Annotated in this window: 19 protein-coding genes; 14 read left to right on the top strand and 5 right to left on the bottom strand. The window is 65.7% G+C overall.

The features are described from left to right. Positions 1-30: 30 nt before the first annotated feature. A complete protein-coding gene (locus RH90_RS05295) occupies positions 31-486 on the bottom strand; it encodes a CopD family protein (RefSeq protein ID WP_010184332.1) in 456 nt (151 codons plus the stop codon). Beyond that, on the bottom strand, positions 483-1,514 hold the full coding sequence (gene hemE, locus RH90_RS05290; RefSeq protein WP_010184331.1) for a uroporphyrinogen decarboxylase: 1,032 nt from the start codon (positions 1,512-1,514) through the stop codon (positions 483-485). The genes RH90_RS05295 and hemE overlap by 4 nt, the downstream gene beginning before the upstream one ends. A 318-nt stretch (positions 1,515-1,832) precedes the next feature. Between hemE and RH90_RS05285 the strand changes: the two genes are divergently transcribed. The 11 genes from RH90_RS05285 (at position 1,833) to RH90_RS05235 (ending at position 8,808) form a co-directional block, all read left to right on the top strand. Continuing rightward, positions 1,833-2,657, top strand: a complete 825-nt coding sequence (locus tag RH90_RS05285) for a pyruvate, water dikinase regulatory protein (RefSeq protein ID WP_442852462.1) — start codon at positions 1,833-1,835, stop codon at positions 2,655-2,657. Then, positions 2,654-3,250, top strand: a complete 597-nt coding sequence (locus tag RH90_RS05280; protein ID WP_010184328.1) for a Maf family protein — start codon at positions 2,654-2,656, stop codon at positions 3,248-3,250. Before RH90_RS05285 ends, RH90_RS05280 begins: the two co-directional genes overlap by 4 nt. After that, positions 3,247-4,059, top strand: a complete 813-nt coding sequence (locus RH90_RS05275; protein ID WP_010184327.1) for a shikimate dehydrogenase family protein — start codon at positions 3,247-3,249, stop codon at positions 4,057-4,059. Before RH90_RS05280 ends, RH90_RS05275 begins: the two co-directional genes overlap by 4 nt. Beyond that, positions 4,056-4,670, top strand: coding sequence for a dephospho-CoA kinase (coaE, locus tag RH90_RS05270; protein WP_010184326.1), 615 nt, complete (start codon positions 4,056-4,058; stop codon positions 4,668-4,670). The genes RH90_RS05275 and coaE overlap by 4 nt, the downstream gene beginning before the upstream one ends. 4 nt (positions 4,671-4,674) lie before the next feature. Continuing rightward, positions 4,675-5,367 carry a DNA polymerase III subunit epsilon gene (gene dnaQ, locus RH90_RS05265; RefSeq protein WP_010184324.1) on the top strand — a complete coding sequence of 231 codons (693 nt, stop codon included), beginning with the start codon at positions 4,675-4,677 and terminating at the stop codon, positions 5,365-5,367. Between the two features lie 89 nt (positions 5,368-5,456). Continuing rightward, the gene (gene hpf / locus RH90_RS05260; RefSeq protein WP_010184322.1) at positions 5,457-6,044 is read left to right on the top strand and encodes a ribosome hibernation-promoting factor, HPF/YfiA family; all 588 of its coding nucleotides are present in this window, start codon (positions 5,457-5,459) and stop codon (positions 6,042-6,044) included. A gap of 115 nt (positions 6,045-6,159) precedes the next feature. Next, a complete protein-coding gene (locus RH90_RS05255; protein ID WP_010184321.1) occupies positions 6,160-6,627 on the top strand; it encodes a PTS sugar transporter subunit IIA in 468 nt (155 codons plus the stop codon). Further along, entirely contained in the window at positions 6,617-7,087 is a 471-nt protein-coding gene (locus RH90_RS05250; RefSeq protein ID WP_010184320.1) for a PaaI family thioesterase, read from the top strand. The genes RH90_RS05255 and RH90_RS05250 overlap by 11 nt, the downstream gene beginning before the upstream one ends. Next, on the top strand, positions 7,084-7,425 hold the full coding sequence (locus tag RH90_RS05245; RefSeq protein ID WP_010184319.1) for a DUF1491 family protein: 342 nt from the start codon (positions 7,084-7,086) through the stop codon (positions 7,423-7,425). The genes RH90_RS05250 and RH90_RS05245 overlap by 4 nt, the downstream gene beginning before the upstream one ends. 154 nt (positions 7,426-7,579) lie before the next feature. Further along, complete coding sequence (locus RH90_RS05240) at positions 7,580-8,230, top strand: cell wall hydrolase (protein ID WP_010184318.1); 651 nt, start codon at positions 7,580-7,582, stop codon at positions 8,228-8,230. Between the two features lie 50 nt (positions 8,231-8,280). Then, positions 8,281-8,808, top strand: coding sequence for an MmcB family DNA repair protein (locus RH90_RS05235; RefSeq protein ID WP_010184317.1), 528 nt, complete (start codon positions 8,281-8,283; stop codon positions 8,806-8,808). A gap of 34 nt (positions 8,809-8,842) precedes the next feature. Here RH90_RS05235 and RH90_RS05230 read toward each other — a convergent pair whose 3' ends face one another. Continuing rightward, positions 8,843-9,460, bottom strand: a complete 618-nt coding sequence (locus RH90_RS05230) for an ankyrin repeat domain-containing protein (RefSeq protein WP_010184316.1) — start codon at positions 9,458-9,460, stop codon at positions 8,843-8,845. Positions 9,461-9,550: 90 nt separating this feature from the next. On the opposite strand from RH90_RS05230, the gene RH90_RS05225 reads away from it, so the two are divergent. From RH90_RS05225 to RH90_RS05215, 3 genes are read left to right on the top strand one after another with little or no spacing between them, the layout of a single operon-like run. Continuing rightward, on the top strand, positions 9,551-10,144 hold the full coding sequence (locus RH90_RS05225; RefSeq protein ID WP_037493134.1) for an SCO family protein: 594 nt from the start codon (positions 9,551-9,553) through the stop codon (positions 10,142-10,144). Continuing rightward, entirely contained in the window at positions 10,141-10,572 is a 432-nt protein-coding gene (locus RH90_RS05220; RefSeq protein WP_037492651.1) for a YcgN family cysteine cluster protein, read from the top strand. The genes RH90_RS05225 and RH90_RS05220 overlap by 4 nt, the downstream gene beginning before the upstream one ends. Then, the gene (locus RH90_RS05215) at positions 10,569-11,243 is read left to right on the top strand and encodes a M48 family metallopeptidase (RefSeq protein ID WP_010184311.1); all 675 of its coding nucleotides are present in this window, start codon (positions 10,569-10,571) and stop codon (positions 11,241-11,243) included. Before RH90_RS05220 ends, RH90_RS05215 begins: the two co-directional genes overlap by 4 nt. On the opposite strand, the gene RH90_RS05210 is transcribed toward RH90_RS05215, so the two are convergent. Together RH90_RS05210 and msrB are read right to left on the bottom strand one after the other, a co-directional pair. After that, positions 11,219-13,408 carry a transglycosylase domain-containing protein gene (locus RH90_RS05210; RefSeq protein WP_010184310.1) on the bottom strand — a complete coding sequence of 730 codons (2,190 nt, stop codon included), beginning with the start codon at positions 13,406-13,408 and terminating at the stop codon, positions 11,219-11,221. The two genes, RH90_RS05215 and RH90_RS05210, sit on opposite strands and share 25 nt — an antisense overlap. Before the next feature lie 56 nt (positions 13,409-13,464). Continuing rightward, positions 13,465-13,887 carry a peptide-methionine (R)-S-oxide reductase MsrB gene (gene msrB, locus RH90_RS05205; protein WP_010184309.1) on the bottom strand — a complete coding sequence of 141 codons (423 nt, stop codon included), beginning with the start codon at positions 13,885-13,887 and terminating at the stop codon, positions 13,465-13,467. Between the last annotated feature and the right edge of the window lie 6 nt (positions 13,888-13,893).

The following is a 13,893-nucleotide window of genomic DNA, read 5'->3' as shown; positions in this document are numbered from 1 at the left end:
CAAGGCTGGGGTTTTACCGGAAAGGCGCGATCAGAAGGGCTGGACGATCGCGAGGATGACGATGAACGTCACCAGCACCGCAGGCACTTCGTTGATCAGCCGCAAATGTCGCCCGGTCAGCGTCGGTCGGCCCGCCGCGAGCTTCTTGGCATAGCCCACCGCCCAGCCGTGATAGCCGCTGAGGATCACCACCAGCAGCAGCTTGAGATGCAGCCAACCGAGCCCGCTCGCACCCGAGAAGAGCCCGAGATTGGCACCGAGCGTCAGGCCAAGCACCCACACCATGACCATTGCGGGCGTCAGGATGATGTTGCGGATCTTGCTCTCGCGCTCGACCCATTGCGCGGCCTCGGGCGACCCGATCGCGGCCTCCTGGTGATAAACCAAGTAACGCGGCAGCATGAACAGCCCCGCCATCCAAAAGATCACGAAGATCAGATGCGCTGCCTTGACCCAAGGGTAGGCGTTCCCGAGCATTCCGATCATCGCGCGCTCCGGACGAAATCGAGCAGCTGCTCGACATGGGGGATGGGGGTGTCCTGCAGGATGCCATGACCGAGATTGAAGATATGCGGACGATCGGCAAACGCGCGCAGGATCCGCGTGGCGGCCTGTTCCATCGCCGCGCCGCCGGCGATCAACACGAGCGGGTCGAGATTGCCTTGCACGGGCAAATCCGCCGGCAAGGTCGCGGCGGCCCATTCGGGATCGATCGTCTCGTCGAGCCCGAGCGCATCGACGCCGGTTTCCCGCGCATAGGCCGGAAGCTTTTCGCCGGCACCCTTGGGAAAGCCGATGATCGGCACGCCGGGATGGCGCGCCCGCAGCGCCGCTACGATCGCCGCATTGGGGGCGATCACCCAGCGTTCGAATTGCGCGGGGCTGAGGCTGCCCGACCAGCTGTCGAACAATTGCACCGCCTCGACCCCGGCCTCGATCTGCCGCGAGAGATACTCGACGGTGCAATCGGCGATCGCGGTGATGATCTCACCGAACGCCGCAGGGTCGCCGTACGCGAAACGCCGCGTCTCGCCCTGGTCCTTGCTGCCATGTCCCGCGACCATATAGGTGGCGACGGTCCACGGGCTCCCGGCAAAGCCGAGAAAGGTGGTCTGCGGTGGAAGCTGCGCTGCGACCAGGCGCACGGTCGCATACACCGGATCGAGCCGCTCAGGCGCCCCGTGGAGGCCGGACAGCGCATGATCGACCAGTGGAGGGGTCAGCGCCGGTCCTTCGCCAACACCGAAGCTCAGTCCCTGTCCCAGCGCCGACGGGACCATCAGGATATCCGAGAACAGAATCGCTCCGTCGAAGCCGAAGCGGCGGATCGGCTGGATCGTCACCTCGGCCGCCGCTTCGCTGTCATTGACCAAAGCGAGGAAGCCGCCTTTCTCGGCCCGAAGCGCGCGATATTCGGGGAGATACCGCCCGGCCTGACGCATCAGCCAGATCGGCGGGGTGGGCGCACGCTCACCCTTGAGCGTGGCGAGCAACGGCTTGTTCTGTGTGAGCACGATCGGTCTTTCCTCGCCCTACTTCCATAAGAATCTAGAATCTTAAAAGGTTGAAGCGGTTGTTGGCACGTTGATAGCGGGGCTTATGCCGCCATCCCGAAAATGCCAACAGATTGACGTGGCGCGATCGACGCGCACGCCTTGAGTCGGCGGATCCGCCCCCATTATCCACAGGCTGTGGGAGGAACCCAGCGCTGTTTGCGCGATTGTGGATAGCCGATGGGTTATGCACCGCGGTCGCTCGACTTTGCGGACGGGCAAAGTTGCGCTAGCGCTTACGCCCATGTTGTCCACAGCTTCGCCCCGCACCGCTTTCTGATGCGCCTGCATCTCCACCTTTTGTCGGATTCGACGGGGGAAACGCTCGAGAACATCGCCAAGGCCGCGCTCGCGCAATATGACGATGTCGAGACGATCCGCCACTTCTGGCCGATGGTGCGGACCGAAGCGCATCTCGAACGGATCCTCCAGGAGATCTCGCAAAATCCGGGGCTGGTGTTGTTCACGCTGGTCAATAGCGAGACGCGGCGGACCTTGGAGTCGCGCTGTCGTACGCTCGGGCTGGCGGCGGTCGCGCCGCTCGACGCCGTGACGGGCGCGCTGTCGGGGTTGCTCGGCCAGGCGGCGAAGGCGCGCCCGGGGCGGCAACACGTGCTCGATGCGGCCTATTTCGCGCGGGTCGATGCGATTCAGTTCACTATCGCGCATGATGACGGTATCTTGTCCGAAGACTGGGAAGAGGCGGACATCCTGCTTGCCGGCGTGTCGCGTTCGTCGAAGACGCCGACCTCGATCTATCTCGCCAATCGCGGCTTCAAGACCGCCAACATCCCGATCGTGGTCGAGAGCCCGCCGCCGGAAAATCTCTTCACGCTCAAGAATCCGATCGTCGTTGGGCTCACCACGAGCGCCGACCGGCTTATCCAGGTCCGTCGCAACCGATTGCTGTCGCTCAACGAGCTGACGACCACCGCTTATGTCGATCAGGAGGCGGTGACGCGCGAAGTGGCCTATGCGCGGCGCATGTTCGCCGACAATGGCTGGCCGGTGATCGATGTGACCCGGCGTTCGATCGAGGAAACCGCGGCGGCGATCATTGCGCTCGTCGGCGAACGTCGCGGCGATACGAGTGGGGAACCATGAACCTTATCCTGGCTTCGCAAAGCGCGTCGCGGCGCGCGATGCTGACCGCAGCGGGGGTTCCGTTCGCCGCTGTGTCGGCCGGCGTCGACGAGGAGTCGGCGAAGGCGGCGTTGCTCGGCGAAGGGCTTGCCGCGCGCGACATGGCGGACGCACTCGCCGAACTGAAGGCGATCAAGATATCCTCGGGCGAGGGCCAGGCGCTCGTCCTCGGAAGCGACTCGATCGTCGCGCTCGAGGACGGGTCGATGCTCGACAAGCCGCGCGACCGCGACGAGGCGCGCGCGCATCTGCGGCGCTTGTCGGGGAAACGCCACGAACTCGTCAGCGCCGCGGTGATGGCCGAAGGCGGCCGCCCGGTGTGGCGCGTGGTCGATCGCGCGCGGATGCACGTCCGCTCGCTGTCGGACGATTTTATCGAGCGCTATCTCGATCTCGAATGGCCCGAGATCTCCGGTTGCGTCGGCTGCTATCGGATCGAGGGGCCGGGCGCGCAATTGTTCAGCCGGATCGAGGGAAGCCAGTTCACCGTGCTCGGCCTGCCATTGCTCCCGGTGCTCGACTATCTGCGCGTTAGAGGGGTGATGCCGTCATGATGCTGGCCGAGGTGATCGGCGATCCGATCGCGCATTCCAAATCGCCGCTGATCCACGGTTTCTGGATAGATCGACTCAAACTCGACGCGGAATACCGGCTCTGCCAGGTCACGCCCGACGGGCTTGGCGCCTATATTGCCGAGCGCAGTGCGGATCCCGCGTGGCGCGGGTGCAACGTCACGATCCCGCACAAGCTCGCAATCTTCAACCATGTCGTCGATCCCGGCGGGGTGCGCGATACGATCGGTGCGGCCAATACCGTGTTTCGCGGCGAGGACGCGAAGCTGATTCTGACCAACACCGATGCCGCGGGCTTCTATGCGCCGATCAACCAGCTCGACCTCACCGGCGCGCCGGTCGTGGTGATCGGGGCAGGGGGGGCGGCGCGCGCGGTGCTGTTCGCGCTGGCGCGGCTCGGGGTGGGGCCGGTGACGATCCTCAACCGCAACGTGCTCAAGGCCGCCGGGTTGCTCGCGTCGTTCGGATTGAAGGGCAAGGCGCTGCCGCTCGATGCGACGCTCCCGCCGGCGGCACTGCTGGTCAACGCGAGCGCGCTCGGCATGGTCGGGCAACCGCCGCTGTCGCTCGACCTAACGCCACTCCCCGAGGATGCGGTGATCTATGATGTCGTCTATGCGCCGCTCGAGACGCCGCTGCTGGCGGCGGCGCGCGAGCGCGAACTCGATACGGTCGACGGACTCGACATGCTGATCGGTCAGGCCGCGCTCGCGTTCGAACTGTTCTTCGGCGTCGCCCCGCCGCGCGACGAGGCCAGCGACGACGAGCTCCGCGCCCTGTTGACCGCATGACCGTCAGGCGGCCGATCACGCTCGGCCTTACGGGCTCGATCGGGATGGGCAAATCGACCGTCGCCGCGATGTTCGCGGAGGCTGGCGTGCCGGTGTTCGACGCCGACGCCGCGGTCCACGCCTTGCAAGGGGCGGACGGCCGGATCGTCGCGGCGATCGAAGCCGCCTTTCCCGGCACGACCGGGCCAAATGGCGTCGATCGCGGCGCGCTCGGCGCGATCGTACTCGGCGATCCCGCCGAGCTGGCGCGACTCGAGGCGATCGTCCATCCCGCAGTGGGTGAGGAGCGGGCCGCCTTCCTCGCGCGACACGCAGATGCGCCGATCGTGCTGTTCGACGTCCCATTGCTGTTCGAGACCGGCGGCGAGTCGCGCGTCGATCGGGTCGTCGTCGTATCGGCGCCCCCCGAAATCCAGCGCGCGCGCGTGCTGAAACGCAGCGGAATGACCCCTGCCAAGCTCGATGCGATTCTCGCCAGGCAATTGCCCGATCAGGAGAAAGTCGCGCGCGCCGACTTCGTCGTGCCGACAGGCGGGTCGCTGGATGCGACGCGCCGCGCGGTCGCCGCCATCATCGCTTGCCTCGACGCGCGCGAGACCCCACTATCCTAGGCCTATGCGCGAAATCGTCTTCGACACCGAGACCACCGGCTTCAGCTTTTCCGACGGCGACCGCATGGTCGAGATCGGCTGTCTCGAGATGGTCAACAAGGTCGAGACCGGGCGCACCTTCCACGCTTATTTCCACCCCGAACGGTCGATGCCGGCCGAGGCGCAGCGCGTCCACGGCCTGAGCGACGCGTTCCTCGCCGACAAGCCGCTGTTCGTGCAGCGAGTCGAGGATCTGCTCGATTTCATCGGCGACAGCCCGCTCGTCGCGCACAATGCGAGCTTCGACTTCGGCTTCCTCAATGGCGAGCTGCAGCGCTGCGGCCGCGCAACCGTAGCGATGCACCGCATGGTCGATACCGTCGCGATGGCGCGGATGCGGCACCCGGGTGCCAAGCATAGCCTCGATGCGCTGTGCAACCGCTACGGGATCGACCGCAGCCATCGCACCGTTCACGGCGCGTTGCTCGACGCGCAATTGCTGTCGCAAGTCTATGTCGAACTCACCGGTGGCCGCCAGATCGGGCTTGGCCTGGTGCGCGAAGTCGTCGAAGACACCGCGCCCAGCATCCAGATCGCCGCGACCGTCGTCCGCCCGCCCCGTATCTTCGCGGTCGCCGAGGACGAGCGAGCGCGCCATGCGGCTTTTCTCAAGACCGTGGTCAACCCGTTATGGGGGAGCGATCCGGCCATGGCGTGATTCCAGTTTGGGGGGTCGAGGCGCCCGGCAGGCGTCATCTACCGCCGGCGATCGTCACAGCGACGCTGGCCTTTGTAAGGAGAATGCTCATGGATATTCGGGTTTCCGGCCATCAGGTCGAAACGGGCGAGGCGCTCAGGACCCATGTCGACGAGCGGCTCCAGGGCATCGCCACCAAATATTTCGCGCGCGCCATCTCGGCTCAAGTCACCTTCGGCAAGGGGCCGCACGACAATCGCTTCACCGCCGACATCGTCGCGCACGTGATGCAGGGGCTGATCCTCAAGGCGCACGGCGATGCCGCCGACGCGCATCTCGCCTTCGACGCCGCCGCCGCCAAGATCGAAAAGCAGCTCCGCCGCTACATGCGCCGTCTCAAGGATCGCAACGCTGGCGAAGCGAGCGCCGCCGCGGCGCAGGCGGCCGACGCCGACAATGCCGGATATACGCTGTTTCAGGAGAACACCGCCGAGGAGGAAGCCGAGGATTTCCCGCTGATCGTCGCCGAGACCCGCGTCGACGTCCCCGATGCGACGGTTTCCGACGCGGTGATGATGCTCGATCTGCGCAACACCGCGGCGCTGCTGTTTCGCAACAGCGGGTCCGGCACCTACAACATGGTCTATCGCCGCGGAGACGGGACGATCGGCTGGGTCGAGCCGCAGCGGCAGGCGTAAGGGCTGTCTCCGCATGACGCGGATGTCCTAGCATTCGGCTCGTGCTTTCGCCGAGGATCGATCGGCGCTATGGGCTCGCACAAAGCTTCCGCTTTGCGCGAGCCCGAGGACTAAGATGACCGATCTGCACGATATTCTCGCGCCCGACGCCGTGCTTGAACGCGTCACCGCCGGCAACCGCAAGGCGCTGTTCCAGCAGCTCGCGACGGCAGCGACGAATGCGTATGGAGTCGAAGCGAGCGCGGTCGCCGAGGTTGTCAGCGCGCGCGAAAAGCTGGGATCTACCGGTTTCGGCGGCGGTGTCGCGACGCCGCACGGCAAACTTGCCGGGCTCGACCGAGTCTGCGGGGTGTTCGCGCGATTGGCGCAGCCGATCGATTTCGACTCAGTCGATGACATGCCCGTCGACATCGTGTTCATGCTGTTATCGCCCCCCGATGCCGGCGCGACGCATTTGAAGGCGCTGGCGCGGGTCTCGCGCGCGCTGCGCGACCAGGCGTTCGTCGCAAAATTGCGCGGGGCGGGGTCGCGCGACGCGCTTGTTGCGTTGCTGACCGCTGATCAGGCGCGTGATGCCGCCTAGCGCCGGCCCCGCGCCGTCAGGCGAGCAAGCCCATTTCCGTGCGCTCGAATCGCTTTACGCTGCAGCGCCGATCAACCGGATGTTCGTCTCGACGCTAACGATTCCCGCGGCCGGGGTCGCCCGGATCCAGTTCACGATCGACGAACGCGTCTTCCATGCCGGCGGGGCCGCGCACGGTACGAGCTATTTCAAGATGCTCGACGATGCCGCCTTCTATGCCGCGAACAGCTTAGTGACCGATCGCTTCCTGCTCACCACCGCGTTCAATCTGCTGCTCACCAAACCGCTCCGTGCCGGACCCGTGACAGCCGAAGGGCGCTGGATTTCGGGGCGTCGGCGGGTGTTCGTCGCCGAAGCGCGGCTGATCGACGCCAATGGCGACGAGGCCGCGCGTGGCACGGGAACCTTCATGCGCTCCCAGATCGCACTTGCCGGATTGCCGGGGTATCGCCCGGTATGAACGGCAGCTTGCCGTCGGGATTGCTCGTCTCCGCTCTGCTCAAGCGCGTCAACGATGCTGGCGGAATGGGCATGGTACGCGCCAAGGGCGATGTCCATTCCGGGGCTATCCTGTTGATTTTGAACGACAGTGTCGGCCCGTCCCGGATGCTCGAACGCGCGCTCGACCCGGGTGGCAAACCATCCTTGGTTGCTGTTGGGCCAGCCGGTCCGGCCGACTCGCTATCGCGAGATGCCTATTGGCGCCGTCGCCGCGAGCGCGACCCGGATCTATGGGTGATCGAACTGGATATCCCATCGGCGGAACGATTCGCCGCAGAAACAATCCTCGGTGATTGACCGCGTGGCGCATCCCACCGATAGCCACACCCCTTAGTCAGGGCGTTGTGCCGTGCCGGGTGCGATCCGGGATGGTTACGCAGTCGGGGGGCTGTCCGGAAGGGCGACATTGTGTCGACCCTCTTCGTGCACCAACCGCATTTTAGTCGTCTTCATGTCGTTTTCGAATCGCGTCGCATCCATCGTGACGCTGACCTTTACCGTCGCTGCGCTCATCGGCTTCGGCACGCCTGGCTTCGCCCAGGAAATCAATCGGGCTATCAACGTGCCGTCGCCGCTTTCGGTTCCGCAGACGCCACAGATGATGCCAGCGATCGCGACGACCGAGTCGACCGATCCGCAGACCAACCCGTCGACCCAATCCGATGCCGAACAGCCTGGCGATACCGTCGCTTATGGCACGCTCGACGCAGCCGTTGCCGCACAGCCTGGCCCCGACGCTATGAACGACGAACTGCAATGCATGGCCGGCGCGATCTATTTCGAAGCCAAGGGCGAACCGCTGAGCGGACAGCTCGCCGTCGCCGAAGTGATCCTCAACCGCTCCAAGTCAGGCCGTTTTCCCAAGGGCGTGTGCTCGGTCGTGACCCAGCCGGGTCAATTCTCCTTCGTCCGCGGCGGCCATGTTCCCGCGATTGCCCCCAACAAGCAATATCGCACCGCGGTCGCGGTTGCCCGCGTCGCGCTCGCCGATGCATGGGACAGCCCGGCCTCGGACGCGATGTATTTCCACGCGCGTCGCAGCGCCCCCGGCTGGCACCGCGTTCAGGTTGCCGCGATCGGCAATCACCTTTTCTATCGGTAAACGGAATGCGTCCCCTTGGACGTGTTCATGAGATGTTCTAAAGGCGGGTAATGGTATGCGCACCCAACCCGATCGCCGATGGTCTTCCAACTCCTGATCTCGATGGGGCTTGCGCTGCGGCGCCGGGCTGGCCGCTTCGTGCCGCCGACGTCGCGCGTGGCACGACCCGCATGTTGCTCCGGCATGATCTGACCGCGATGGGGGAAGTGCCGCTCGACGGCAATCGGCGCGCCGACCTGATGGCGATCGACGCGCGCGGTCAGATCGTCATCGTCGAGATCAAGGTGTCGCGCGCCGATTTGCTCGGTGACGGTAAATGGACCGAATATCTGGAGTGTTGCGACCGCTATTATTGGGCGGTCCCTGCGGGGTTTGATCTAACACCGCTGTCGGGTGCCGCCCTTCTTCCGGAGCGGACCGGAATCATCGTCGCGGATCGGTACGACGCTGTGGTTGTCCGCGAAGCACATACCGCTGCCTTGGCAGCGGCGACGCGCAAACGCGTCACGTTGGCGTTTGGCCGCCGGGCGGCGCGGCGCCTTATCACGATGGCCGATCCGGAGGCCGCGACGATCTAATAGGCCATTCGCGAGATTGTTCCACGTGGAGCAATCAGAGTTTGGGACCGGAGACCGCCCTTTGGACCTTCTTCGGCGTGGCGTCGATCATTTGCGCAATGCTTGGCGAGCGCTTGTCCTGTTGCGCATATTCGCGTGCGGAAAAGCCCTGCAGGTGGTCCGCCTGATCGGGATCGGCGCCGAGGTCGAGCAGATCGCGCACCAGCGCTTGGTCGCGCCGCTGCACCGCAATGATCAACGGGGTCTCGCCGCTGGCGTTGGCAAGGTTGACGTTGCCGCCGCCCTTGGCGAGCACGTCGACCATTTCCTTGCGGCCGAGCCGGGTCGCCAGCAGCATTGCCGTTTCGCCTTTGTTGTCGCGAAGATTGGCGTCGGCGCTCTTGGACAATAGATACGAGAGATAGGCCATGTCGCCGCGACGTACGACGATGTGAAGCGCCCCTTCGCCGGTGCTGCTGTCGCGCGTGTTGACCAAAGTCACGCCAGGCTTTTCTAGCGCGGCGATGACCTCGTCATTCTTGGCATCCTTGATCGACTGCAGAAATTTATACCCGGCCGATTGACCGATCTGCGCCATCGCGGGCGTCACAGCGAGCGCAAGCACGCCGCTGATAATCAGGGAACGGGCGAGCGAGGGGAGGCGGAGGGTCATCGAAAAGGTCCTGGCTAGGGCGAGCGACACGATCAGAAGAAGCTCAAGAGCTTGCGCCGGTCGGCCTAACAGATCATGGCTGGCGGCGCCATGAACCAGATTGCCCGCACGCTCGGCGCGCTGTTGCTTACCGTCCCGGCGGTCGGGTGCAGCGGATCGGCACCCTCGACCACCGCTCCGCTCGACGGCGTCAGGATCGGCGGTCCTTTCCGCCTGACCGACCAGGACGGGAAGACGCGGACCGATCGCGATTTCGCCGGTCGCTATCGGATCATGTATTTCGGGTACACGTTTTGCCCGGACGTCTGCCCGACCGACCTCCAGACGATCGGCGCCGGCCTTCGCCTGTTCGAAGCCGATGACGTCAAACGCGCGGCGCGCGTCGTGCCGATCTTCGTCTCGGTCGATCCGAAGCGCGATACACCCGCGGTGCTCAAGCCGTATGTCGCGGCGTTCCATCCGCGGATGATCGGCCTGACCGGAACGCCCGAGATGCTCGCCCCCGTAACCAAGGCCTACGGCGTTACGGTCGAACTTGGGAAACCCAATGCCGAGGGCGGGTATCTCGTCTCGCATAGCCGCTTTGCGGTGCTGGTGGACCCGACGGGGAAGCCTGTCGTGTTGTTGCCTGCCGATAAGACGCCGCGCGCGGTCGCGGACGAGCTCGAGCGGTGGGTGCGATGAGCGGCAAGTTCTGGGAGGAGCCGATCGACACGCTCGACCGCGGCCAGTGGGAGGCGTTGTGCGACGGCTGCGGCAAATGCTGCGTCCACAAGCTCGAGGACGAGGAAACGGGCGAGCTGTTGCCAACCAACGTCTCGTGCCGGCTGCTCGACCGCGCAACCGCGCAATGTTCGAACTACAAGCATCGTCACGCCTATGTCAGCGAGTGCGTGCGGTTGAGCCGCGACAATGTCCGGACGATCGACTGGCTCCCCGCAACCTGCGCGTATCGCCTGCGCGCGGCCGACGAGCCGCTGCCCGAGTGGCATTATCTCGTCTCGGGGGATCGCGACGCGGTCCACCGCGCGGGACAATCGGTGCGCGGCTGGACGATCTCCGAGGACGATGCAGGCGAGCTCGAATGTCATCTGGTCGACCGCGAATTGTGAGCGTCGGGATCGAGGTCGTCCGCAACGCGCGCGCACGGCGCGCGCGATTGTCGGTCGATAGCGCGACCGGGCGCGTCCGCCTCGTCCTGCCACCACGCGCGCCGCTCAAGAAGGCGCTCGCCTGGGCGGAGGACAAGGCCGGGTGGATTGCCGAGCAACGCGCGCAACTCCCGCAAGCACGGCCGTTCGCGCCCGGCGGCACGATTCCGTTCGGCGACGGCACGCTAACGATCGTCTGGGAGCCGAACGCGCCGCGTACGGTCAAGCGCGTCGGTGCCGATCTGGTCTGCGGCGGAACGCGCGACGGCGTGTCGCGACGTGTAACGAGGTGGCTCAAACGCGAAGCTTTACGCGTGCTCAGCGCCGAAACCGCCGACTTCGCCGCACGCGCGGGTGTTACCGTGGCCAAGGTCGCGGTCGGCGATCCGAGGACGCGGTGGGGAAGCTGCGCCTCTTCGGGCACGATCCGCTACAGCTGGCGGCTGATCCTGATGCCCGATTTCGTCCGGCGCTCGACCGTTGCGCACGAAGTCGCGCACCGGCTCCATATGGATCACAGCGCGCGCTTCTACCGCGTGCTCGAACTGCTCGACGAACGCGATCCCGACGACTCGCGCCGCTGGCTGCGCGCCAACGGCGCGGCGCTTCACTGGGTCGGGCGCGAGTCCTGACGGTCGTCAGAGCGCTGCTCGGGCGGCGGGATCGCCGACCGATCGCGCGGGGGCCGGGTCGGATTGGGCGCAGGACGCTGACCGTCGCGGCCGAGCACATGATCGAGCCAACTTTGGTCTAGCCGCTGCGTGTCGTCGGGCCGCTCCTGGGTCGGCTGATCCTCAGCACCGCGTGCGACGCGCGGATCGGTGGTCCGCGGTGCGATCGGGTTGCCGTCGGCATCGACCTGCTGGCCGGCAGAAGGGGTGCGCGCCGAATCGACCGGATTGCCATTCTCGTCGACGAACAGACCGTTATCGGCCTCGCCGAAATAGGATTCCTGATCGGGTTCGAGCTGGAATTCGGGGAGCGTGACCTTGGTGTCGAACTGTTCGACCGGGCGCCGCGCGACCGCAACGCGCATGAACGCCGCGAACGCCTTGGCCGGCGCGGTGCCGCCGTGGAGCCCGGCGATCGGCTTGGCGTCGTCGCGGCCCATCCACACGCCGGTGGTGAGTCCGCTCGAGAAGCCAAGGAACCAGCCATCCTTGTTCGACGTGGTCGTGCCGGTCTTGCCCGCGACCGGTCGACCGATCTGCGCGGCCTTGCCAGTGCCGGTATTGACCGTCGTCTGAAGCAGATCGGTCATCTCGGCGGCGACATAGGGCGCGACGAGCACATGGCTGGTGTCGACCGATTGCGCGTAGATCGTCTCGCCCGATGCGGTCACCTTGGTGATGCCGTACGGCGTGACCGCGACACCCTTGTTGCCGACGCTGGCAAAGGCGCGCGTCATGTCGAGGAGCCGCACTTCGGAGGTGCCGAGCACCATCGAGGGATGCGTGTTGACCTTGGTCGTGATGCCGAAGCGCCGCCCCATGTCGGCGACGGTCGCGAAGCCGACTTCCTGGCCGAGCTTGGCCGCGACGGTGTTGAGCGAATAGGCGAAAGCAGTGCGCAGGCTGACGGCACCGCTATTGTGGCGCGAGTCGTTGCGCGGGCTCCACCCGTCGATCGTCACCGGTTCGTCGACGATCGAATCCTCGGGCTTGTGCCCCGCCTCAAGCGCGGCGAGATAGACGAACAGCTTGAACGCCGACCCCGGCTGCCGCACCGCCTGCGTCGCGCGATTGTAGATCGACGTTACATAGTCGGTTCCGCCGACCATCGCCCGCACCGCCCCATCACGATCGATCGCGACGAGCGCACCCTGCGCGCCGCGCGGCGCATTCTGCTGGACCGCGGTATCGGCGGCGCGTTGCATGTTGAGGTCGAGCGTCGTCCACACGTCGAGCGGACGCTGCGTCTCGTCGATCAACATCTCGAGCTGCGGCAATGCCCAGTCGGTGAAGTAGCGCACGCTGTTTTGCCGCGCTTCGGGCACGAAGGCGACCTTGTCGATCTGCGCCTCGTCCGCCTCGGACGGCGTGATCGCGCCGGTTTCCTGCATGAGCTTGAGCACGACGCCAGCGCGTCCGCGCGCAGCCTCGATATCGGCGGTCGGCGAATAATTGGACGGCGCCTTGACGAGGCCCGCGATCACCGCCGCCTCGGTCAGGCTGAGATGGTCGGCGCCGTGGCCGAAGAATTTCCGCGCGGCGGCATCGATCCCGTATGCGCCGCCGCCGAAATAGACCTTGTTGAGGTAGAGCTCGAGCACCTCGTCCTTGCTGAACTTGCGCTCGAGCGCGAGCGCGATGATGCCCTCCCGGATCTTCCGCCCGAACTTCTTGTTCGAATTGAGGAAGATGTTGCGCGCGAGCTGCTGCGTGATGGTCGAGCCGCCCTGCGTCCAATGCCCGCGTTCGAAGCGCACCTGGACCGAGCGCACCATCCCGATCGGATCGACCCCGATATGCGAGCGGAAGCGCCGATCCTCGACCGAGATCATCGCGTCGCGCATCACCTTGGGGATGCGGTCATAGGGAAGCCATTCGCCATAGCTCGGCCCCATCGAGACGATCACCGTGCCGTCGGCGGCGTGGACGCGGATCATCTGGCCATTGGGCGATGATTTCAGCGCATCGAAGCTCGGCAGCTGGCCTTCCGAGACATAGACGGTGATCGCGAGCACGATCGCGGCGAGCACCGCCAGCCCTGCGCCGAGCTGAACGACGAAGACGCTCCAGCGCCGCCAGGCGGGCGCGCGTTTGGGGCGGGGCGGGGAAGCGGGGGAGCGGGCCATGAAGCAGCGTAGCGTTAGGCTTTGCGGGACACGCCGACAAGCCGTTGCCGGCTAGGTCAGTCCTTCGTCTCGTCGCTGCCCGCGCTCTCCCGACCGCGAAAGTCGAGGCTGAGCGAGTTCATGCAATAGCGCAGGCCGGTCGGCGGCGGACCATCGGGAAAGACATGGCCGAGATGCCCGTCGCAGCGCGCGCAGCGCGCTTCGGTGCGCACCATACCGTGGCTGACGTCGCTATGCTCGACGACGCGCTCGGGCGAGATCGGCTGGGTGAAGCTCGGCCAGCCCGACCCCGAATCATATTTGTCGGCCGAATCGAACAAGGGCAGCGCGCAGCCGCCGCAGCGATAGATGCCATCGGCCTTGTTGTTGTCGTAACGCCCTGTAAACGCGCGTTCGGTGCCGGCTTCGCGCAGCACGTGATAGGCCTCGGGGCTCAATTTCTTGCGCCACTCGGATTCGGACAGGGTGATGTGATCCATGCGGAG

Origin of the sequence: Sphingomonas sp. PAMC 26605, assembly GCF_000241485.1 — a bacterium.
In the GTDB taxonomy this organism is placed as follows: domain Bacteria; phylum Pseudomonadota; class Alphaproteobacteria; order Sphingomonadales; family Sphingomonadaceae; genus Sphingomonas.
The sequence above is the reverse complement of the archived record's forward strand: the minus strand, read 5'-3'. Positions and strand labels throughout refer to the sequence as shown.